Annotated in this window: 16 protein-coding genes and 1 pseudogene; 10 read left to right on the forward strand and 7 right to left on the reverse strand. The window is 72.5% G+C overall.

From position 1 onward, the window contains the following. The first annotated feature begins 1 nt into the window (after position 1). Positions 2-2,878, forward strand: coding sequence for an NHLP bacteriocin export ABC transporter permease/ATPase subunit (locus OHA91_RS04765; RefSeq protein ID WP_328738669.1), 2,877 nt, complete (start codon positions 2-4; stop codon positions 2,876-2,878). A 139-nt stretch (positions 2,879-3,017) separates the two neighbouring features. Here the strand turns inward: OHA91_RS04765 and OHA91_RS04770 are convergent, their stop codons facing one another. After that, positions 3,018-3,302, reverse strand: coding sequence for a hypothetical protein (locus OHA91_RS04770; protein ID WP_266494933.1), 285 nt, complete (start codon positions 3,300-3,302; stop codon positions 3,018-3,020). Between the two features lie 222 nt (positions 3,303-3,524). Between OHA91_RS04770 and OHA91_RS04775 the strand changes: the two genes are divergently transcribed. Further along, positions 3,525-4,478 carry a 5'-nucleotidase gene (locus OHA91_RS04775; protein ID WP_266494930.1) on the forward strand — a complete coding sequence of 318 codons (954 nt, stop codon included), beginning with the start codon at positions 3,525-3,527 and terminating at the stop codon, positions 4,476-4,478. Positions 4,479-4,497: 19 nt separating this feature from the next. Here OHA91_RS04775 and OHA91_RS04780 read toward each other — a convergent pair. Further along, positions 4,498-5,367, reverse strand: a pseudogene (locus tag OHA91_RS04780) (LacI family DNA-binding transcriptional regulator); the annotation flags it as partial. 194 nt (positions 5,368-5,561) lie between these two features. On the opposite strand from OHA91_RS04780, the gene OHA91_RS04785 reads away from it, so the two are divergent. Next, positions 5,562-5,819 (forward strand): DUF6221 family protein, encoded by a 258-nt coding sequence (locus tag OHA91_RS04785; protein WP_266494927.1) that lies wholly within the window; start codon positions 5,562-5,564, stop codon positions 5,817-5,819. Positions 5,820-5,865: 46 nt separating this feature from the next. Here the strand turns inward: OHA91_RS04785 and tsaD are convergent, their stop codons facing one another. Both tsaD and OHA91_RS04795 read right to left on the reverse strand, forming a co-directional pair. Continuing rightward, a complete protein-coding gene (gene tsaD, locus OHA91_RS04790) occupies positions 5,866-6,936 on the reverse strand; it encodes a tRNA (adenosine(37)-N6)-threonylcarbamoyltransferase complex transferase subunit TsaD (RefSeq protein ID WP_328738671.1) in 1,071 nt (356 codons plus the stop codon). A gap of 114 nt (positions 6,937-7,050) precedes the next feature. Further along, positions 7,051-7,791, reverse strand: coding sequence for an NIPSNAP family protein (locus tag OHA91_RS04795; RefSeq protein ID WP_328738672.1), 741 nt, complete (start codon positions 7,789-7,791; stop codon positions 7,051-7,053). 129 nt (positions 7,792-7,920) lie between these two features. Between OHA91_RS04795 and OHA91_RS04800 the strand changes: the two genes are divergently transcribed. The 3 genes from OHA91_RS04800 to OHA91_RS04810 all read left to right on the forward strand — a co-directional run bounded on the left by OHA91_RS04800 (position 7,921) and on the right by OHA91_RS04810 (position 11,286). After that, entirely contained in the window at positions 7,921-8,964 is a 1,044-nt protein-coding gene (locus OHA91_RS04800) for a helix-turn-helix transcriptional regulator (RefSeq protein ID WP_328738673.1), read from the forward strand. Positions 8,965-9,239: 275 nt separating this feature from the next. Beyond that, a complete protein-coding gene (locus tag OHA91_RS04805) occupies positions 9,240-10,169 on the forward strand; it encodes a hypothetical protein (RefSeq protein ID WP_266494922.1) in 930 nt (309 codons plus the stop codon). Between the two features lie 10 nt (positions 10,170-10,179). Further along, positions 10,180-11,286, forward strand: coding sequence for a helix-turn-helix transcriptional regulator (locus tag OHA91_RS04810; protein ID WP_328738674.1), 1,107 nt, complete (start codon positions 10,180-10,182; stop codon positions 11,284-11,286). Here OHA91_RS04810 and OHA91_RS04815 read toward each other — a convergent pair. Further along, a complete protein-coding gene (locus OHA91_RS04815) occupies positions 11,277-12,248 on the reverse strand; it encodes an SDR family oxidoreductase (protein ID WP_266494919.1) in 972 nt (323 codons plus the stop codon). The genes OHA91_RS04810 and OHA91_RS04815 overlap by 10 nt on opposite strands. Positions 12,249-12,444: 196 nt before the next feature. On the opposite strand from OHA91_RS04815, the gene OHA91_RS04820 reads away from it, so the two are divergent. From OHA91_RS04820 to OHA91_RS04835, 4 genes are all read left to right on the forward strand, one after another. Next, entirely contained in the window at positions 12,445-12,969 is a 525-nt protein-coding gene (locus tag OHA91_RS04820) for a DM13 domain-containing protein (RefSeq protein ID WP_328741080.1), read from the forward strand. Between the two features lie 188 nt (positions 12,970-13,157). Further along, the gene (locus OHA91_RS04825; protein ID WP_328738675.1) at positions 13,158-13,856 is read left to right on the forward strand and encodes a peptidoglycan recognition protein family protein; all 699 of its coding nucleotides are present in this window, start codon (positions 13,158-13,160) and stop codon (positions 13,854-13,856) included. Between the two features lie 174 nt (positions 13,857-14,030). Then, positions 14,031-15,806, forward strand: coding sequence for a BCCT family transporter (locus OHA91_RS04830; RefSeq protein WP_381621128.1), 1,776 nt, complete (start codon positions 14,031-14,033; stop codon positions 15,804-15,806). A 405-nt stretch (positions 15,807-16,211) separates the two neighbouring features. Then, positions 16,212-16,427: a DUF6243 family protein gene (locus OHA91_RS04835; RefSeq protein WP_328738676.1), complete on the forward strand. Its 216-nt coding sequence runs from the start codon at positions 16,212-16,214 to the stop codon at positions 16,425-16,427. Between the two features lie 256 nt (positions 16,428-16,683). On the opposite strand, the gene OHA91_RS04840 is transcribed toward OHA91_RS04835, so the two are convergent. Next, on the reverse strand, positions 16,684-17,955 hold the full coding sequence (locus tag OHA91_RS04840; protein ID WP_266494907.1) for an acyltransferase family protein: 1,272 nt from the start codon (positions 17,953-17,955) through the stop codon (positions 16,684-16,686). 2 nt (positions 17,956-17,957) lie between these two features. Then, on the reverse strand, positions 17,958-20,045 hold the full coding sequence (locus OHA91_RS04845; RefSeq protein WP_408059226.1) for a bifunctional polysaccharide deacetylase/glycosyltransferase family 2 protein: 2,088 nt from the start codon (positions 20,043-20,045) through the stop codon (positions 17,958-17,960). Between the last annotated feature and the right edge of the window lie 65 nt (positions 20,046-20,110).

Consider the following 20,110-nt stretch of genomic DNA (forward strand, 5'->3'; position numbering starts at 1 on the left):
GGTGACACACCCGCAGCACACCCCTGCCCCCGTCGACCCGGTCGTGGAGGCCCTGGGCACCCTGGGCAGGCCCGTCGACTGCACGGGCGTACGCAGCCTGTCCCTGGAGGGCCCGCTGGTCCTGTGGCTGGTCGTACAGGGCGAGCTGGACCTGTTCGCTGTGGACGCCGCGCAGGCAGGGCACTGGCACTTCCTGGGCCGGCTGGAGCCGGGCACGCTGCTGCTCGGTCCGGCCGAGGGCCCCGAGCACACCCTGGTCGGGCGGCCGCTGCAGGGATGCCTGCTGCGCCGCATCGAACTGCGCGAGCTGCAGCGCCCGGAGTACCCGCACCATCCGCAGTACGCGGGCGCGTTCGGCGGTGGGGCGTGGCACGCCGACGAAGGCCAGTACAGCCCCGCCGGCACCGCGGCAGGCCGGCCGAGCCCTCTGGAGGACGCCTTCGCGCGCGGCATCGGCCGGGGCTTGCGCGTGCTGTACCAGGCACCGCTGGACGGCGCGGCCACCACCGGGCACGGCGGGGCCGACGACGACATCCTGTGGATGCCGATCGCCCCGGGCAGCGTCCGGTACGGCGCCGTCTACGAGGCGGAGGCGGTGGGCACCCTCCTCGTCGACGCGGCGATGTGGCAGGGCATGGTGGACCAGCAGTACCGGCTGCTGTACGCGCTGGACGGCTGGATCGAGCAGCTGGAGCGCGACCACGAGGACCGTACGGCCGCCGGGATCGAGGCGGGCCGCGCCGCCCGTACCCAGGCGGACCGGACCCTGCTGGCGTCCATCGCCGGTTCCGGCCGGGATCCCCGGCGGGGCGGGGACGTCGACGCGACCTTCGCCGCGTGCCGGGTCGTCGCCGGCGCGGCCGGCATCGCCCTGTCCCCGCCGAACCGGGGCGGCAGCACGTCCGAGCAGCTGGATCCCGTCGAACGCGTCGCGCTCGCCTCGCGGATCCGCACCCGCCCGGTCCGGCTCGCCGGGCGCTGGTGGCGGGAGAACAGCGGCCCGCTGGTGGGCCGCCGCGAGAGGGACGGCACACCCGTCGCCCTGCTGTGGCGGCGCGGCGGCTACGAGGCGGTCGACCCCGCCGCCGGCACGCGCGAGCGCGTCGGGAGGACCAACGAGGCGGCCTTCGAACCGCGCGCCGTGATGCTGTACCGCCCCCTGCCCGACGGGCCGGTGGGCCTGCCGGCGCTGCTCCGCTTCACCGTCCGCGGCACCCTCCCCGAGCTGCGCAGCCTGCTGCTGGGCGGGCTGGTCTCGGTGGTACTGGCCGCACTGGTGCCGATCGCCACCGGCCAGGTCCTCGGCCGGTTCGTCCCGCAGGCGGAGAACGGCCTCATCGTGCAGACCGGGCTGGCCCTGATCGCGGCCGGCATCGTCGCGGCCGTCTTCATGCTGCTGCAGAACACCGCCCTCCTGCGCATGGAGGGCCGCATCGAGGCCACCTTGCAGCCCGCGGTGTGGGACCGGCTGCTGCGGCTGCCGGCGACGTTCTTCGCGGGCCGCTCCACCGGCGAACTGGCCGGCGCGGCCATGGGCATCAGCACCATCCGCCGCGTCCTGTCAGGCATCGGCCCGGTCTGCGTGCAGGCGTGCACGGTCGGCGTGGTCAACCTGGTGCTGCTGCTCCTCTACAGCGTGCCGCTGGCGCTGGCGGCGCTGGGCATGCTGGTCGTCGTCGCGGTGGTCTTCCTGGGTCTGGGGCTGTGGCAGCTGCGCTACGAGCGCCGGTTGAACACGCTCGGCCACCGGCTGGCCAACCAGGCCTTCCAGACCCTGCGCGGCCTGCCCAAGCTCCGCGTCGCCGCGGCCGAGAGCTTCGCGTACGCGGCCTGGGCGCGGGAGTTCGCCCGTACCCGCGACCTGCAGCAGCGCATCGGCCGGATCCAGAACGTCATCACGGTCCTCGGGGCCGTATACCTGCCGCTGTGCACCCTGGTGATGTTCGTGCTGCTGGCCGGACCGGCCCGCGGCGCCATGTCCGCGAGCGAGTTCCTCACCTTCAGCACCGCGCTGACGATGCTGCTCTCGTCGGTCACGCAGCTGACCGGGGCGCTCATCTCGGCCGCCGCGGTCCTGCCGATGTTCGAGCAGATCGAGCCGGTCCTGCGGGAGACCCCCGAGGTGGCCCGCTCCAGCACCCGGCCGGGGGAGCTGACCGGCGCCCTCGAGGCCAAGAACCTCTCCTACCGCTACGCCGACGACGGCCCGCTCGTGCTCGCCGACGTCAGCCTCCGCGTCGCACCGGGCGAGTTCGTCGCGATCGTCGGGGCCAGCGGCTGCGGCAAGTCGACGCTGCTGCGGCTGCTCATCGGCTTCGACAGACCCGTGTCGGGCAGCGTGCTCTACGACGGCCAGGACCTGGCGGCGCTCGACCAGGCGGCCGTGCGCCGCCAGTGCGGCGTCGTCCTGCAGAACGCCCAGCCCCTCAGCGGATCGATCCTCGACTGCATCCGCGGCGCCGGGACGTTCTCGCTCGACGAGGTGTGGGAGGCCGCCGCGATGGCCGGCCTGGCGGAGGACATCAAGGCCATGCCGATGGGCATGCACACCATCCTGTCCGACGGCGGCGGCACCGTCTCGGGCGGCCAGCGCCAACGCCTGATGATCGCCCAGGCCCTCATCCGCACACCGCGCGTCCTCTTCCTCGACGAGGCCACGAGCGCGCTGGACAACGAGGCCCAGCGCGTGGTCATCGAATCCACCCGCGCGCTGCGGACCACCCGTCTCGTGATCGCCCACCGCCTGTCCACGGTCATGGACGCCGACCGCGTGATCGCCATGGCTGACGGCCGCATCGTCCAACAGGGCACCCCGGCCGAACTCCTCGCCGACCCGACGGGCCTCTTCCACACCCTGGTCCGCCGCCAACTGCACTGACGGACCGGGGTCAGCGGGCGGTGGCGGACTCCGCAGCCGCGGGGTCGTGCGGGGCCGCGGTCGCCGCGGTCGAAGCGCTGCGAACAGGGCGTCGAGGTGGTGCATCCGGCCGCCGACCGAACCCGGCGAGCGGGGAGGACTACTGCGGGGCCACCCGGCAGGCGCTGACCGCGGTCCCGTTCGTGACACCGCTCGCGGTCAGACCGGTCACGCACTGTTCGTGCTCGCCGGTGAGGCCGACGTAACAAGCCATGCGGACGGAGTCCGGGGCTTCTCCGCCCTGGAGTTCGCGCTCGACCTGGTTGATGCAGGCGGTCACGTCCGCGTGGGCGGCGGGGGCGGCCAGAGCCGCGCCGCCGAGGGCGAGTGCCAGTCCGGTGAGGACTCCGGCGATACGGGTCGACGTGCGAGTTGATGTGCGCAAGGGGATGCACCTGCTCTCGGTGTGCGGTACCCGACCGGACGGCGCAGAGCGCGACGGCTTCCTGGCCGTGCTTGCCGGTTCCGGTCGCCTTGACCACCGTACGACCGCTGCAGCCCGCTCACGAGCCGGCGGCCGGTGGAGGCGCGAGAGGGCATGTATTTTCGGCATGGAGGAACGGGTGATCATCATCCCGATGTCGCGCACGTGCCAGCAGGGGGCGTCATGAAGTACGACCTGTCCGACCGCCTGGTGATCGGGATCGCCTCCAGCGCCCTGTTCGACCTGGCCGACTGCGACGCGGTCTTCCGGGAGCAGGGCGAGGACGCGTACCGCGCCCACCAGGAGGCCCATGTGGACGACGTCCTGGCCAAGGGCGTGGCCTTCCCCTTCGTGCGGCGCCTGCTGTCGCTGAACGACCTCGCGGACCCCTCGGACCCGCTGGTCGAGGTCATCATCCTCTCGCGCAACGACCCGGACAGCGGCCTGCGCGTCATGCGCTCGATCGCCGCGCACGGGCTGCCCATCAGCCGGGCCGTCTTCCGGCAGGGCCGGTCGGCACACCGGTTCATGCGCGCCCTGAACATGTCGTTGTTCCTGTCGGCCGACGGGGCGGACGTCCGTGCGGCGGTGGCCGACGGGCTGCCCGCGGGGCACGTCCTGCAGACGGCGCGGGTCGACGACGAGGACGACCGCGAACTCCGGATCGCCTTCGACTTCGACGGCGTACTGGCGGGCGACTCCTCCGAGCGGATCTTCCAGGACGTCGGCATCGACGGCTTCCGCGCGCACGAGGTCCTCAACGTGACGACCCCGCACGACCCGGGCCCCTTGAGCGAGTTCCTCGCGGGCATCAACCGGATCCAGCGCCGCGAGGAGGACAAGCGCCGTGCGGACCCCGCGTACCAGCTGCGGCTCCGCGTGTCCCTGGTCACCGCCCGGGACGCGCCCGCGCACGAACGTGCCGTGCGGAGCCTCAAGCGGTGGGGGCTGCGGGTCAACGACGCGTTCTTCCTCGGCGGCATCGACAAGGCCGCCGTGATGAGCACCCTCGATCCGCACATCTTCTTCGACGACCAGGTCGCCCACCTGAACGGCACGGCGCCGGCCACCCCCAGCGTCCACGTGCCGTTCGGCATCGTGAACACGCCCCCTCACAACGACACTTCCCGCGCCTGAGCGAGTGGCGCCCCCGCACTCAGCCCTCGCGCAGCGTCGAGGCGCGGGTCTCCAGGCTCCACTCGTGCCGGCGGGCCGCGTCGGCCGGCGTGCGGCCGGCGAGGATGTCGCACAGGAGGTCCGCGCAGGCGCGGCCGTACTCGGCCGGGCGCAGGTCGACCGCGGTGATGGGCGGACTGCTGCTGCGGGTCGCGGTGCCGTCGACGCAGGAGGCGACGAGGAAGTCCGCTCCGACGGTGCGGCCCAGGGCGGCGGCCGCGCGCAGGACGCCCGGCGCCGCGCCGTCGGGGGCGCAGACGACGGCGTCGATCGAGGGGTCTTCCGACAGCAGTGCCAGGGTGGCTCGCTCCGCCTCGCCGGCCGTGGCGGCGAAGGGAACCGGGTGGATGGCCACCGGGGTGCCGTGCTCCTCGCCCCAGCTCCCGGCGGTCGTGTGCAGGGCCGCGGCCCAGGCCGAGGTGCCGGCGGGGGCCAGCAGCGCGGGCCGGCGGGCGCCCCGGGCCCGCACGTGGTCGAGGAGTGCGGTCAGCGAGGCCGAGTTGTCGCGGACGACGGCTCCGGTCGGGGCGGGGCCGAGGTAGCGCTCGCCGGTGACGACGGGGACGCCGGCGTCGAGGAGAGCGGGCACCGCCGCGTCGTCGGCTTCGGGGTCGATGACGAGGAGGCCGTCGACGCGTGAGGCGTACCGGCCGGGCCCGTCGGCCGCCGCGGCGAGCAGGACGACGTCGAGGCCCTCCTCCTGGGCGCGGGCCACGGCGCCGAAGGCGAGGTTCATGTAGTAGTCGAGCCGCGTCGCGGTCTGGGGCAGGTACAGCCCGACGGCCCCCGTGCTGGCGCGGCGCAGCCGGCGCGCGGCGCTGTGGGGCCGGTAGCCGAGTCGCTCGGCAACCTACTGGACCCCGACTTCGACACCGACTTCGGTCTCATGCGCACCCGGCGCCCCGAAATCTACGGCGCCCTCATCGAACGCACCGCCCGGCAGGTGCTTCTCCTCCGCCGGGACAGGCCGCACGACACCTCGCCGCCATCCTCATCTGGACAGCCGCTTGACCGCCGAAGCACCTTGCCCGCGAAGATGACCACATGGACGATCTTGTGAAGTTCCTCGTCGCACGCATCATGGACGACAATCACGCCTATGCCTACGTGGCCGACACCCTGGGCGGCGAGGCTCTTCTCGACAGCCATCTCCCCATGCTCGACCTGACCGAGCAACTGGCCCACGACTACAAGGCCATGGACCCCTCGGACTCCCGCTCGGCCGGCCTGGCATACGCGCTGCGAGTCCTTGCCCAGTCATACGCCGAACACCCCGCCTACCAGCAGGAATGGCGCCCATAGCCTGTCAGGGGAGACAGGACCTAGCGTCGCGGCCCGGTCGGCGGGATCAGGCGATCCGGACCGCCGGCCGGGCGAGCGGGGCCAGCGCGGCGTACTCAAGGGGCGCGGACGGGTCGATCGACACGTCCAGGGGCGCCGGCTCGGCACCGGCGCGGACCAGGAGGTCGCCCACCGCGGCGATCATCGCGCCGTTGTCGGTGCACAGCGTCATCGGCGGGACGCGCAGCTCGATCCCGGCCGAGGCGCACCGCTTCTCCGCCAGGGCGCGGACGCGGGAGTTCGCGGCCACTCCCCCGACCACGATCAGCGTCTTCACGTCGTAGGCGCGGCAGGCCGCGAGGGCCTTGCGGGTGAGCACGTCGGCCACGGCCTCCTGGAGGGCGGCCGCACCGTCGGCGACGGGGACTTCCTCACCGCGCTGGACGTGCCGTTCGACCCAGCGGGCGGCGGCCGTCTTGAGGCCGGAGAAGGAGAACGCGTACGGGTCGTCGCCCGGCCGGGTCAGCGGGCGCGGGAACGCCACGGCCTTCGGGTTGCCGCTGCGGGCGGCCCTGTCGATGGCGGGGCCTCCCGGGTACGGCAGGCCCAGGATCCGGGCGACCTTGTCGAAGCACTCCCCGGCCGCGTCGTCGAGGGTGTCGCCGAGGTGGAGGATCGGCTCGCGCACGAGGTCCCGTACGAGCAGCAGCGAGGTGTGGCCGCCGGAGACGATCAGCACCACGCAGGGCTCGGGCAGCGGGCCGTGCTCCAGGGTGTCGGCGGCGACGTGACCGGCCAGGTGGTGGACTCCGTACAGGGGCACCCCGGCCGCGTAGGCCACGGACTTGGCCCCGGCCAGCCCCACCTGGAGGGCCCCGGACAGCCCGGGGCCGGTGGTGACCGCGACGGCGTCGATCCGGCCGATCCGCAGCCCGGCCCGGTCGAGGGCCCGGCGGACCACCGGGTTGAAGGAGTGCAGGTGGGCACGGGCGGCGATCTCCGGCACCACACCGCCGAAGCGGGCGTGCTCGTTCATGCTCGTCGCGACCACGTGGGCGAGCAGCCTGCCGTCCTGCACGATGCCCGCCCCGGTCTCGTCGCACGACGACTCGATCCCCAGTACCACCGGTCCGCCCACGGCGCCCACTCCTCTTGCCCGTATTGAACACCTGCAATATATGTGCAACAAGGATGCGCCGAGTCCGTGGCGGCCCGGAGGGGCGGCGCGGACCTTCGCCGCCCCTCCGGGCCGTCAGCAGATGAGTGAGCGGCCGGTGGGCGCCAGGCGCAGGGTCCGGGGGTCCGATGTCTGTTCCCGCTCGATGCCCGGCAGGACCTCGTTCCCCGCGACGGGGTGCGCACGCAGGGCGGCCAGGTGCCGGCGGTGGGCCTCTTCGTCGGGATGGGAAGTGAGGACCACGGCTGTGTTCTCCCCCGTGCGGACCGGCAGTCGGGGGAACGTGTTGGGTGCCGTTTCGGTGGCGTACGCGGCGATCGGCGCCGCTCCCGTGCTGCGGAGCAGCGGCAGGAGGCCGTCCCTGACCAGTGCGATCCCGTCGGCTCGTCCCGGCGGGAACGACCACACCGTGGCGGACACGAAGCGCTCGGGGGCCGGTGTGCCGGGTCGGGGCCTCGTGGACGGGGCGGCGCGGAAGCCGCTGTCGTCCGTCAGGGGGCGCAGGAGGAGGACGTCGTCGGAGTCGGTCATGGTGGCGTTGGCCCGGGCGCGGTGCCGTGCCCAGACGGGGCCGCCGTAGAAGGCCGTGAGCGCGTCGCGCCGTGCCGCCATGTCGGGGAACCCGCGCAGCCAGACGAAGCGGTCCGGGTCGTCGAGGTCGCGGAACTGGCCGAGGACGGCCATCCCTGCCTCTTCCTGCGACTCGACCAGCTCCCGGTCGAAGAGTTCGATGAGGTCGTCCCTCCGGCCGGGACGCAGCGTGTACTGGCGGAGCTCGATCACGGCGAGAGGGCGGGCGGGGTCGATCGGTGGCACGACGGGCTCCTGTCTGCTCTGTTGCGTTCTGTCGGGTCGGGTCGGGTCGGGGCGGGGCGGGGCGGGTCGCACTGACGGTAGGCCGCGGGCGTGCCAGGTGCTGTCAGGGTTTCCGCGGAGAATGGGCACATGTCTGCCGGTCGCCTGCTGTCGGTCCTGCTGTTGTTGCAATCCCGTGGCCGCATGTCCGCCCGGGCGATCGCCGAGGAGCTGGGCGTGTCCGTGCGGACGGCCTACCGCGACGTGGAACGGCTGCAGGGCGCCGGGGTACCGGTCTGTGCGGAGCCCGGGCGCGGGGGCGGTTACCGGCTGCTCGGCGGCTATCGCACCCGCCTGACCGGGATGACCGAGGGCGAGGCGCGGGCGCTGCTCTTCGCCGGGCTGCCGGACGCGGCCGCCGACCTGGGGCTGGCGGCGGAGGTGTCGGCGGCGCGGCTGAAGCTGCTGGCCGCGCTGCCGGCGGGAGCGCGGGAGGAAGCGGCGCGGACCGCGACGGTGTTCCACGTGGACGCCCCCGGCTGGTACCGGGAGCCCGAGCGGACCCCGTACCTGCCGCTGTTCGTCGACGCGACGCTCACGCAGCGGGTCGTGGAGGCGCGCTACCGGCGCTGGCGCGCACCGCAGGAGGTGTCCCGCCGCCTCCGGCCCTACGGCCTGGTCCTCAAGTCCGGCGTCTGGTACGTCGTGGCCGCCACGGAGAGCGGAACGGCGACGGCGCCGGCAAAGGCGCCGGCAAAGGCGGCGGCAAAGGCGGCGGCAAAGGCGGCGACCTACCGGGTCGCCCAGGTTCTCGACGCGACCCTGAGCGACGAACGGTTCGACCGGCCACGGGACTTCGAGCTGGGCGCGTACTGGGCCTCCTACCTCGCGGACTTCGAGGCACGCCGCTACACGGGCACGGCCACCATCCGCCTCTCCCCGCGAGGACGCCGGCGCCTGCCCGACAACGTCGCACCGGAGGTGGTGCGGGCGGTCGACGCCACCGCTACCGCCGTCGGCGGGGACGGATGGGTGGAAGCGGTCGTACCGACGGAGAGCACCATGCACGCATGCGGTGAACTGCTGCGGCTCGGCGTGGACGTGGAGGTCGTCGCGCCCGCCGCACTGCGCCGGGCCATGGCCGACACGGTGGGCGCACTCGCGCGGGCGTACGGGGTCACCGGCCGCGCCTGACCCCCTCGGCCGACGGCCCGGCCATCGAACACGGGTCAAGGGCCGGGCCGTCGTCGTCCGGACGGGGATTCGGCGGCGAGCCGCAAGCGGGCGCGACTACCGTGGAACGCGGGCAGGGGGTCGTACCAGTCGGAGACACCCTGCCGTTCGGTGGGGGACGGCCCCGAACCGTACCCCGGTCACGTGGCCCCGGCAGCTGGCCGGGGCTGCGGAACCACAGCCGCGCCGCCCGCGCGGTCCGGTGCCGGGGGCCGGCCACGTGGCATCCTGTGGGCATGACGTCCGACGTCACGGCCGCGGTGTGGGCGGCACGGCAGGTCGCCCGGGTCCGCGACGACCCCGCCGGGCGGACGGCCCTGATGAGGCGCTGCTACTCGGGCCCCTTCGGCAAGGCGCCCCGGCACCTGCCGTTCCGCCGGGCCGCGATGTCGTTCATGGGCTGGCAGCTACGGCGGGGCGTACTGCGGCCCGCGTCGGGCGACCGGCCCGGCAGTCCGTGGTGGCGTGCGGTGAACGAGCGCATCCTCCGCGACGGCTGCGAGGCCGTGGGCCTCAGCGGCGGGCTGCCCGGGCCGGCCTCCTCGCCCGCGGTCGACCTCTGGCGGTCGTTCGCCGACCGCCCCACCGCCCGGGCCTGGTACCGGGCGCACAACGGGAGTGTGGTCGCCGCGTACCTCGAGAACCGCGGCCTCGCGGAGGCGGAGAACGAGGTCGAGCGGTTCTTCATGAACGTCGTCCTCTGCCGCGTGCTCTACGCCCACACCCTCGTCGCGGCGCCCCGCCTCTCACTGGGCCCGCTGCGTCCGCTCGCGCCGTTCCTCGGTGATCCGCGGCTCGGCATGACCGGGATCTTCCTGCAGCTGTCGCGCGTGCTCCCCGCCGAGTACCCGCTCCGCGGCACGGTGCAGTCCCACCTCGACCGGGAGATCGGGTTCGGACGCCTCCTCGATTTCGGGATGATCGTTCCGCGCCTGCAACAGCTCTACGAGTGGTCGGCCCACGAGCTCTCGGAGCCGGGCCTGCTCGGCTGCGTCCGCGACGGGGCCCCGATCTACGCCTGGCCGTACGACGACCGGCACGTCTGGCAGCCTCCGCGCTCGGTCGCCCTCCGGTTCGTCCATCGGACGCTCCCGCCCGCGGCCGCCGATCATGCCGGCGCGGTGCGCGGCGGACGGGGTGGGGCCTTTCGTCCGCCGTGTCCGTGATCCTTGGGGCATGCGTGCCGCCCGCCTGATCCGTATGGCCCTCCTCGTCCAGTCGAACCCCGGCCTGACCGCCGCCGCCCTCGCCCGCGAACTGGACGTCTCCGAGCGGACGGTGATCCGCGACGCCCAGGCCCTGCAGGAGGCCGGCATCCCCGTCCGGTCGGAGCGCGGCCGTACCGGCGGCTACCACCTGGCCCCCGGCTACCGGACCCGGCTGACCACCCTGCATCCGACCGAGGCGGAAACCCTGTTCCTGTCCGGGCTGCCGTCGGCCCTGCGGGACCTGGGGCTGTCGGACGCGGCGGACACCGCCCGGCTGAAGCTGACGGCCACTCTCCTGCCGTCCGTACGCGCGGCAGCCGAGGCGTCGGTACGCCGCTTCCACCTCGACGCCCCGGCCTGGTTCCGCGATCCGTCGGCGCCCGAGCTGCTGCCGGAGCTGGCCCGTGCGGTGTGGTCGGACTGGATCGTCGAGTTGTCCTACGCCCGGCCGGGCCGGGACGGCTCGCCGGCTTCCGCGGTGTCCCGGGTGGTGGAGCCGTACGGCCTCGTCCTGAAGGCGGGCACCTGGTACGTGGTGGCCCGTCTGCGCGACCGGGCCGGGGACATGGCCGGGGACATGGCCGGAAACGGGAACGGCGACGCACCCGGCGGCGGCTGGCGCACGTACCGCGTCGACCGCGTCACGGCCCTGGCGCCCGCCCCCGGCGACCGGGAGGTGTTCGTGCGGGATGCGGACTTCGACCTGGCCGCACACTGGCAGGATCGCTCGCACGAGTTCGCCCGCGCCCTGCTGCGCACCACCGTCACGGTGCGGCTGACCTCGTGGGGGCTGGGCCGGCTGCCGGCCGTGGTGGACGGAGCCGCCGTCGAGGACGCGCTGGCGTCGGCGAGCGCCCCGGACGCCGACGGCCTGGTCACCCTCGCCCTGCCCGCGGAATCCGAGGACGTCGCCTACGACCAGCTGGCCCGGCTCGGCGCGGACGTCGAGGTGCTCGCCCCGGCCTCCCTGCGCGCCCGCTTCCGTGAGCGCGCGGGAGCCCTGGCCGCCCTCTACCGGCCGGAACCGAAGGAGGCGGCGTCGGGAGAGGCGTCGGGGGCGCGGGGTCAGCGGTAGTCCTCGGGGGAGACCTCCCCGCCGCCGCGGGCGGCGGCCTCGAAGTACGCCCAGGCGTCCGGGCGGCTGCCGTCCACGTCCCGCACCCCGTACGTCCTCGCGAGTTCGGCGCTGGAGGTGGACTTCCCGTTCCAGCGGGCCGCCCGGCCGGGATCGGCGGCCAGCGCGGCGACGCCGCGGGCCAGGTAGCGCGGGGACTCGGCGACGGCGAAGGCCGGCTCCTGGGCGATCGCGTCGCGCCAGTTCTCCTCGCCCACCCCGAAGTGCGCGAGCATCTGCTCCGAGCGCAGGAAACCCGGCGAGACGGCGACGGCCGTGCCCCCGTACTCCGCCAGCTCCTGGCCCAGTCCGAACGCGAGCCGGATCGGCGCGTTCTTGGCCAGGTCGTAGTACATGTTCTCGCGGTAGCGGCGGTTGGAGCGCGCCGTGCCGTCGGTGACCTCCACGTGCAGGGGCGCGTCGGAACGGATCAGCAGGGGCAGGAGCAGCGCCGCGGTGATCACGTGCGAGCGCACGCCGAGTTCGAGGATGCGCAGGCCGTCGGCGAGGGGGGTCTCCCAGCTCTTCTTCCCGAAGACGGAGCCGGCGAGGAGGTGCTCGCCGCCCCACAGGTCGTTGACGAGTATGTCGAGCCGTCCCTGTTCCCGGTCGATCCGGTCGGCGAGGGCGCGGACCCGGTCCTCGTCGAGGTGGTCTGTGGGCACCGCGATGCCGGTGCCGCCGACCGCGGTGACCGACTCCGCGGTCTCCTCGATGGTTTCGGTCGTCCGGCCGACCTCGCTGGCTCGGGTCCGGGTGGTGCGGCCGGTGACGTACACGGTCGCGCCGGCCCGGCCGAGCTCGACGGCCTGGGCGCGGCCGGCACCGCGGGTCGCTCCCGCCACGAGCGCGATCCGGCCGGCGAGCGGACCCTGCGGGTGGCCGGGGGCGGCGTTCTGGATGGTCATGTCCTCGTTGCTCATGCATCCATCGTCCGAGCCAGACCCGACAGATCCTGTCACCCTTTCTCCGGACCCACCGGAGAGGACGTAAGAACTTCGTCATCAGGCCGGACCTGGCACCACGGGCCACCGCCGCGTTGAATTGCGGTGAACGGGCCGGTGAGCGGACCGGTGATGAAGTGGGGATGCAGTGGTGGATACGAAGCGGCGCGGTCGGATGTGGCTCGGAGTGCTGATCGCGGCGGTGGTGGTGCTGGTGCTGGGCATCGGCTCGTACTGGTTCCAGCCGTGGAAGCTGTGGCGGGACGATACCGTCAGCGAGGCGCTGCCGAGCGCGGCCGCCCCTCAGCAGCCCTCCGCGGGCGGCGCGGCGTCCGGTCCCCCGGCCGCCGGCCCGCAGACCCTCGCCCAGGGCGCCCTGATCAGCCACGAGCACACCACCACGGGCACGGCGAAGCTGATCCGCCTCGCCGACGGGTCCCGCACCCTGCGCCTGGAGAACCTCGACACCAGCAACGGCCCTGATCTGCGCGTCTGGTTGACCGATGCCCCGGTGAAGGAGGGCGTCGCGGGCTGGCGCGTCTTCGACGACGGCAAGTACGTGAGCCTCGGCAAGCTCAAGGGCAACAAGGGCGACCAGAACTACGAGATCCCGGCCGATGTGAACCTGGCCGACTACAGCAGCGTCACCATCTGGTGCGACCGCTTCGACGTCTCCTTCGGGGCGGCGACCCTCACCTGACCTCGGCACGACGAGCCGGCCATCGGCCCGGGCTACGGGAAGGCGCCCCTCCGCCTGTCACGAAACGGTCATCATTTGGTCTCGTTCCGACATTAATGGTCGGGAAGCATTCCGCTGGAGAACGTCAGTCCAGCAAAGGACCCACCGATGCTCCGTTCCCGACGGGCCATAGCCAGGGCGCCGCTCGCGTGACCCACCGCAAACCGAGGCCGAAGCCGCGGCTGGTGTCGCGCCGCACCGCAATGGTCTGCACGAGCAGCGGACTCATCGCCACCGCCTTCGGCGTCGTCGGCTTCGACGGCAGCCCCGGGGCCGGCGGCCGGACGGAGGCGGCACCGGACGAGGCCGGCGCGACAGAGCCACCCCCCGCGAAACCCCCCGGACCCGGCCAGGCATGGATGCCGGACGCCATCCGCAAACCGCTGGCGGTGAACTTCACTCCGGGCGGCATCCGGGAGATGCGGGGTCTGGTCTTACACGTGCAGGAGGGCGAGAACTCGCTCCACGGCCGCTTCAGCGACCCGGCGGTGCAGTCCTCCTCGCACTTCTGGGTCTCACAGTCCGGCGAGATCGAACAGTACGTCTCCGCTCACGACCGGGCCTGGGCGCAGGGCACCGGCAACCCGTCGTGGCTCTCGGTGGAGACCTCGGGATTCGCGAGCCGGCCGCTCACCGCACAGCAGGTGGACTCCGTCGCCCGCATCTACGCCTGGGGCATGGCCCAGCACGGCTGGCCCCTCGAGCCCGCCTCCACACCGCTGGGCCGCGGCTTCGGCATCCACAGCATGGGCGGCCGCGACTGGGGCGGCCACGCCTGCCCGGGCCCCCTCCGCTCCGCCCAGACCGGGGAGATACTCAGCACGGCCCGCGGGAGGTACCCCCGCTAGGGCGTGGACCTCACTGGATCAGGTCGGCATGCGGGTGCTCCGGGGACTTCCGCGACACCCGTGCGGCGCAACCGGTCGGACAGCGGCACCCGGTAGAGGCCTGTTGGTGCCGGGGCAGGTGTGCGCGTCGTGATACGGGATACACGAGGCCAAATCGGTCGAAGTTCGTGAAAGGTGCCGCCCGTGTCCCAGGAGGAGCGCAAACGGAGGCAGCGGCTGCGGCTGCCCGTGAAGGCGGCTCTGCCCGGTGCCCATCCGCACGAGGACGCGGCGCCCGTCACCGACCGGGTGGTCTTCGGAGTCACCGCCGTGCTGACCCTCGGATTCGTCCTCTGGGGAGTCACGGCCACCAGCACGCTGGAGAGCGTCTCCGACACCTTGCTGAACGGCCTGATGCACAACGCCGGCTGGGCCTTCGTCCTGGCCGCCTCGGGGTTCGTCGTCTTCGCGCTGTGGCTCGCCATCAGCCGGTACGGGCGGATCGAGCTGGGCCAGGAGCACGAGAAGCCGGAGTTCAGCACGGTCTCCTGGGTCGCCATGATGTTCAGCGCCGGCATGGGCATCGGCCTGATGTTCTACGGCGTCAGCGAACCCCTCGCGCACTACACCACTCCCCCGCCGGGCACCGACCCCGCCGACGCGGCGGACGCCATGCAGACGGCACTCGCCACCACGCTCTTCCACTGGACACTGCACCCGTGGGCCATCTACGCGGTGGTCGGCCTGGCCATCGCGTACAGCACCTTCCGGCGTCGCAGGCGGCAGACGATCAGCGCCGTCTTCGTCCCGCTCCTCGGGAAGGAACGGGCGGAGGGCGCACCCGGCCGGGTGATCGACATCCTGGCGATCTTCGCCACGCTGTTCGGCTCCGCGACCTCCCTGGGCCTCGGTGCGCTCCAGATCGGCAGCGGCATGCACGAGGTGGGCTGGCTGAGCAAAGCGGGGACGGGGCTGCTCGTCGCCATCATCGGCGTGCTGACGGTCTGCTTCGTCTTCTCCGCCGTCTCCGGCGTGGAGAAGGGCATCCAATGGCTCTCCAACATCAACATGGTGCTGGCCGTGACCCTCGCGGCCTTCGTCTTCGTCGTCGGCCCCACGATCCTGGTGCTCGACCTGATCCCCACCTCCCTCGCCGCGTACTTCGAGGAGCTGCCCCAGCTGGTCGGCCGCACCGAGGCGTCCACGGGCGGCGGTGACGTCGCCGACTGGCTGAGCAGCTGGACGGTCTTCTACTGGGCGTGGTGGATCTCCTGGACGCCGTTCGTCGGCATGTTCATCGCCCGCATCAGCCGGGGCCGTACGATCCGCCAGTTCATCGGCGGTGTCATCCTGGTGCCGAGCGCCGTGAGCCTGGTCTGGTTCGCCATCTTCGGCGGTACGGCCATGCGGCTGCAGGAGCAGGGGGACCTGGGCGACGCGACCACGCCCGAGGCACAGCTCTTCGGCGTGCTCCAGGAGTTCCCGATCGCCGGTGTGATGAGCCTGCTCGTGATGGTCCTGGTCGGGATCTTCTTCGTCTCCGGCGCAGACGCGGCGTCGATCGTGATGGGCACCCTCTCCCAGAAGGGGTCCTTCGAACCCGCCCGGTTCATCGTCGTCTTCTGGGGCGTGGTGACCGGTGGTGTGGCGGCCGTGATGCTGCTGGTCGGGGAGGGCAAGGGCGACGCCCTCGCGGGTCTGCAGCACTTGACGATCCTCGTCGCCGCCCCCTTCGTCCTCGTCATGATCGGCATGTGCTGGGCCCTCCTGCGGGACCTCCGCAAGGACCCGCTCATCGTCCGGGTCGAACTCGCGGAGGAGGCGATGGAGGATGCCGTGATCGCGGGCCACGAGAAGTACGCGGGCGAGTTCGAGATCCGCATCGGCCCGGCGCAGGACGAGTCACCCGGGGCGACGAAGGACGACCGCGACCGCAAGGACGACCCGGAAACCCCGCCCACGACCAGCTGACCAGCGCGACGGCACCAACGGGGTGAGCGGCGGGCGGGGCCCGGTGTCTCGCTGGGACTCGACTCGGCGGTGCACGCCATCAACACGGTGCTGGGCAAGGCCGACCGCCGCCTGGCCCGATGGCAGAGCGCCTGAGACTGCCCGCGGCGAGGAGGGCTCGGTGATCGTGTTCCCGGCGCTGCCCGCGTTGGCGCAGGCGCGCTCGCCGAAGGAGGGGCCTGCGCCGGGGCGGCGAAAGGGTTGGCGCGCGGGGCCGGCGGAACCGGGTACCGTCTTTGTCATGTTCTTCCAGAGGCCGATCTACGAGTGAGGGCGTGATGGGCCCCTGCCGGCGTCCTCGGACGCCGCCGCCCGTCCCCCACCGATGAGTCCGTAGATCACTTCACATCACCACCGGGAGAACCCGTGACCGACAGCAAGAACATCAACAACCCCGTGGGCCAGGGCGGCGGCCAGCGCAAGAAGCTGTCCCGCGCCGAACGCCAGAACAACGGCCCGCACCGCAACCTCGACCGCCAGGGTGCCGCCGACAAGAAGGCGGAGCTGGTGCGCAAGATGCGCGAGAAGGCACGCGCAGCCGAGGCCGCCGAGCAGGCGAGCGACGACACCGCACAGAGCTGACGCACCGCACGGGCATCAGGTGGTGGTGCCGCGCGTTCCGCCGGTCACGACGACCGACCGGTCCTGCCGGGGAGTGAAGGTCATCACTCGCCCACTTCGCCCTCCCGACATCACGGATGTCGGCGCTGTCGGCGTGGGCTGGTGAACGGAGCCTGATCCGCGACGCTCCCGGTCCCCCTCGCGTCACCCGGTCAGCAGCTGCGGGCGCACCGAGAACACGGCGTCCGGGTGCGGTCGGCACCGGTCGGCGGCCCCGTCAGCCGGCCGCCCGGCGCCTGCCCCGTCCGCGGCGCGGGTACGGCAGGAGCCGCGGCGAGCGTTTGGCGGCCACGTCCTCGAGCCAGCCGAAGGTCAGCACCAGCAGCCCGATCAGCGGGAGCGCCACCAGCAGCGTGAACCACTGGCTGGCCAGCAGCCACTGGAAGTTCGCGTAGACGAAGGGGACGCTCCAGAGCGGGTCGATCAGCGGGACGGCGGCCACCAGGGCGGCCTGGTGCCAGAGGTAGACGCTGACGGCGCGTGCGTTGAGCAGGCTGACCAGGCCGTTCCAGCGTTCCAGTGGCCGGGGCCACCGCTCCCAGGACGGGCTGACGTGGAGCAGGATGGCGACGAAGCCGACGGACCACAGGGCCTGGGCGATCGGCCAGGACTCGATGTCGGTTGCCACGGTCGGATCGACCGGACGGGTCTGCAGGTACCAGAAGCCGGCCACCATGATCAGCGGCGCGACGGACGGCAGTACGTACTGCGGGATCTTCCTGAGCAGCCCCTCCTGGTGGGCCATGCCGAGGATCCAGCAGGCACCGAAGGTGGCGAAGTCGTTGGCGGTCTCCCAGACCCGGCCGTAGACGAACTCCTGGTCGGCGAAGAGCGCGTTCATGACGATCACCATCGCCAGGGGGGCGGACAGCGTCGCCACGGGGAAGCGTCGCAGTGCCCGCAGCAGCAGCGGCGAGAAGAGGACGTACCAGAGGTAGGCCCGGAGGTACCAGAGCGGGACGATGACCTGCGCGGCCCAGGTGTGTTCCACGAGCCCGAAACCGGAGAGCTCGTCCGCGTACGGAGGGGTGCTCAACGGCAGGATCCAGAAGGCCAGCTTGGCCCACCACCAAGTGGGGTGGCCCTCGGCCTGGGGGCCCCAGCCCGCGAGGATCTGGAGGGCGATCATGACGGCACCGAACAGCCACATCGGCGGCAGCAGCCGGCGCAGTCGGCCGCGGACCACCCCGAGCGCGGGACGGCTGAGCGAGCGGGCCATCAGTGCGCCGGCCAGGGCGAACATCACGCCCATCGACGGGAAGACGAGAGGCAGCCAGAACCAGCCGAAGTTGTGGTAGAGCACCACTCGCGCCAGCGCCAGCGCACGCAGCAGGTCGAGATAGCGGTCGCGGCCGCCCTTGTGCGAGGCCGGCACCGACTCATGCGGCTCCGACTCCTGTGGCTCCGGATTCGGCTCGGCCCGCAGCGCGGCTGGGACTCTCAGCTGGATGGTGTCCCGGTTGCGGTCGAGTCCGGTGGACGCGTGCATGGTCAGGCCTCCACCGGCACGGCGACCTCACCGGTGCGCCGGAGCTTCTGCCAGCGCAGTCGGCCACCGGTCATCGCCGTGATCGCGGACTGCAACAGGACGATGTACATGAGCTGCCGGTAGACCAGTTGCTGGATCGGCAGGCTGATCAGGTGCCAGGGCTTCTCGCGGTCGAGCCGGAAGGCGTACCAGGACAGTGCGGCCTGGAGCAGGATGAAGCCGCCCCAGCTGGTGAGGGTGATCGGGGCGTCCCCGAACAGCACGCCGTACAGCAGGAACATGTCGACCAGCGGCGCCAGCAGCGGGGCGACCACACCGAACAGCACGATCAGCGGCAGCCCGAGCCGGCCGAAGCGCCCGGCCGGGCCGCGGGAGGTCACGGCACCGCGGTGCTTCCACATCGCCTGCATGCTGCCGTAGCTCCAGCGGTACCGCTGGGACCAGAGCTGCTGGAGGCTGGCGGGGGCCTCGGTCCAGGCGCGGGCGTGCTCGGCGTAGACGATCCGCCAGCCGTCGCAGAGCACGGCGATGGTGATGTCGGTGTCCTCGGCGAGGGTGTCGTCGCTCATCCCGCCGACCCGCCGCAGGGCCTCCTTGCGGAAGGCGCCGACCGCACCGGGGATCGTCGGGATGACGCCCAGCACGTCGTACATCCGGCGGTCCAGGTTGTGGCCGAGGACGTACTCGATGTGCTGCCAGGCGCCGATCAGGCTCTCTCGGTTGCCGACCTTGGCGTTGCCCGCGACCGCGCCGATCGCCGCGTCCGCGAAGGGCTGGACCAGCTCTCGCACGGTGGACGGCTCGAAGACTGTGTCGCCGTCCATCATCACGATGATGTCGTGCGAGGCGGCCGCGATTCCGGTGTTGAGCGCGGTGGACTTGCCACCGTTGGCCTTGCGGATCAACCGCACGAACGGCAGGTCCATCTCCTCCACGATGTCCGCGGTGCCGTCCGTGGAGCCGTCGTCGATGACGATCACCTCGATCGGATGGTCGCCTGCGGCCAGGGAGCGGAGGGTGTTGGCTACGCACTCGCGTTCGTTGTAGGCCGGGACCAGTACGGTGACCGGCTCGGTCACCGGTGGCCCCCAGGCGTCGCGCCGTTTGGAGCGGCGGGCATGGATCGGTGCCAGGACGATCATCAGCGCGAAGCGCCCGAAGTTGAGGAAGCCGACGACGGCCAGCAGCCCGACCAGCACCGGCAGGGTGTGCACGGCGACCTGGGTGGCCCAGATGAATCCCTTGCCCGCCCACAGCTGGAATCCGTCCACCGGCACGGTGGCGCTGGAGGCACCGAGGGCGTCGGAGATGGTGGTGAAGCGGTAGCCGTCGGCCTGCAGCTTGTCGATGATCTGCACGAGCGCGGCGAGGGTCTGGGTGCGGTCGCCACCCGCGTCGTGCAGCAGGATCAGCGCGCCGGCTCCCGGCTTGGCGGGCATCGCGGCCTTGACGATCGCGTCGACGCCGGGGCGCTTCCAGTCGTCGGTGTCGCGGTCGATGAACGCGGTGAGGTAGCCCCGCGCGCCCACGTACTTGATCACCGGGTAGTTCCAGTCGTCCATCGCGGTCGCGTCGGAGGAGTACGGCGGGCGGAACAGAGCGGAGTGGACGCCCGCGACGCCGGCCAGCGCCAGCTGCGTCTGCGCGAGCTCCCAGCTGATCCGGGCGTGGGACTGGTACACCAGGTCGGGGTGGGTGAAGGTGTGCACGCCGAGTTCGTGGCCGCCCGCGACGATCTGTCGGATCAGTTCCGGGTTGCGCGTGGTCATCGCGCCGGTGACGAAGAAGTCCGCCCGGACCTTGCGGGACGCGAGCACCTCCAGGATCTTCGGAGTCCACTCGGGCGAGGGACCGTCGTCGAAGCTCAGCACCGCGGTCCGGTCGGGGATGTGGTAGCTCACCGGGTGCTCGTTCTTGGCGCCGCGCGCGTCGATGACCGGGCCGCCCTTGAGCAGGCTCTGCGGCACGGTGTCCTTGTCGACCGAGATCGCGATCCGGGAGTCGTGGAACGCCTCGTTGGTGGCGAGGCCGCGCAGGACGAGGAGCGCGAGCAGGCAGGCCAGCAGGGACAGCGGCATGAAGAAGCGCAACGGCGGCGCGGCCAGTCGGCGCGGCCTCAGCAGGGACTGCCGGCGGCGCTGGTGGCGGGACAATG

Origin of the sequence: Streptomyces erythrochromogenes (genome assembly GCF_036170895.1) — a bacterium.
Lineage (GTDB): Bacteria > Actinomycetota > Actinomycetes > Streptomycetales > Streptomycetaceae > Streptomyces > Streptomyces erythrochromogenes.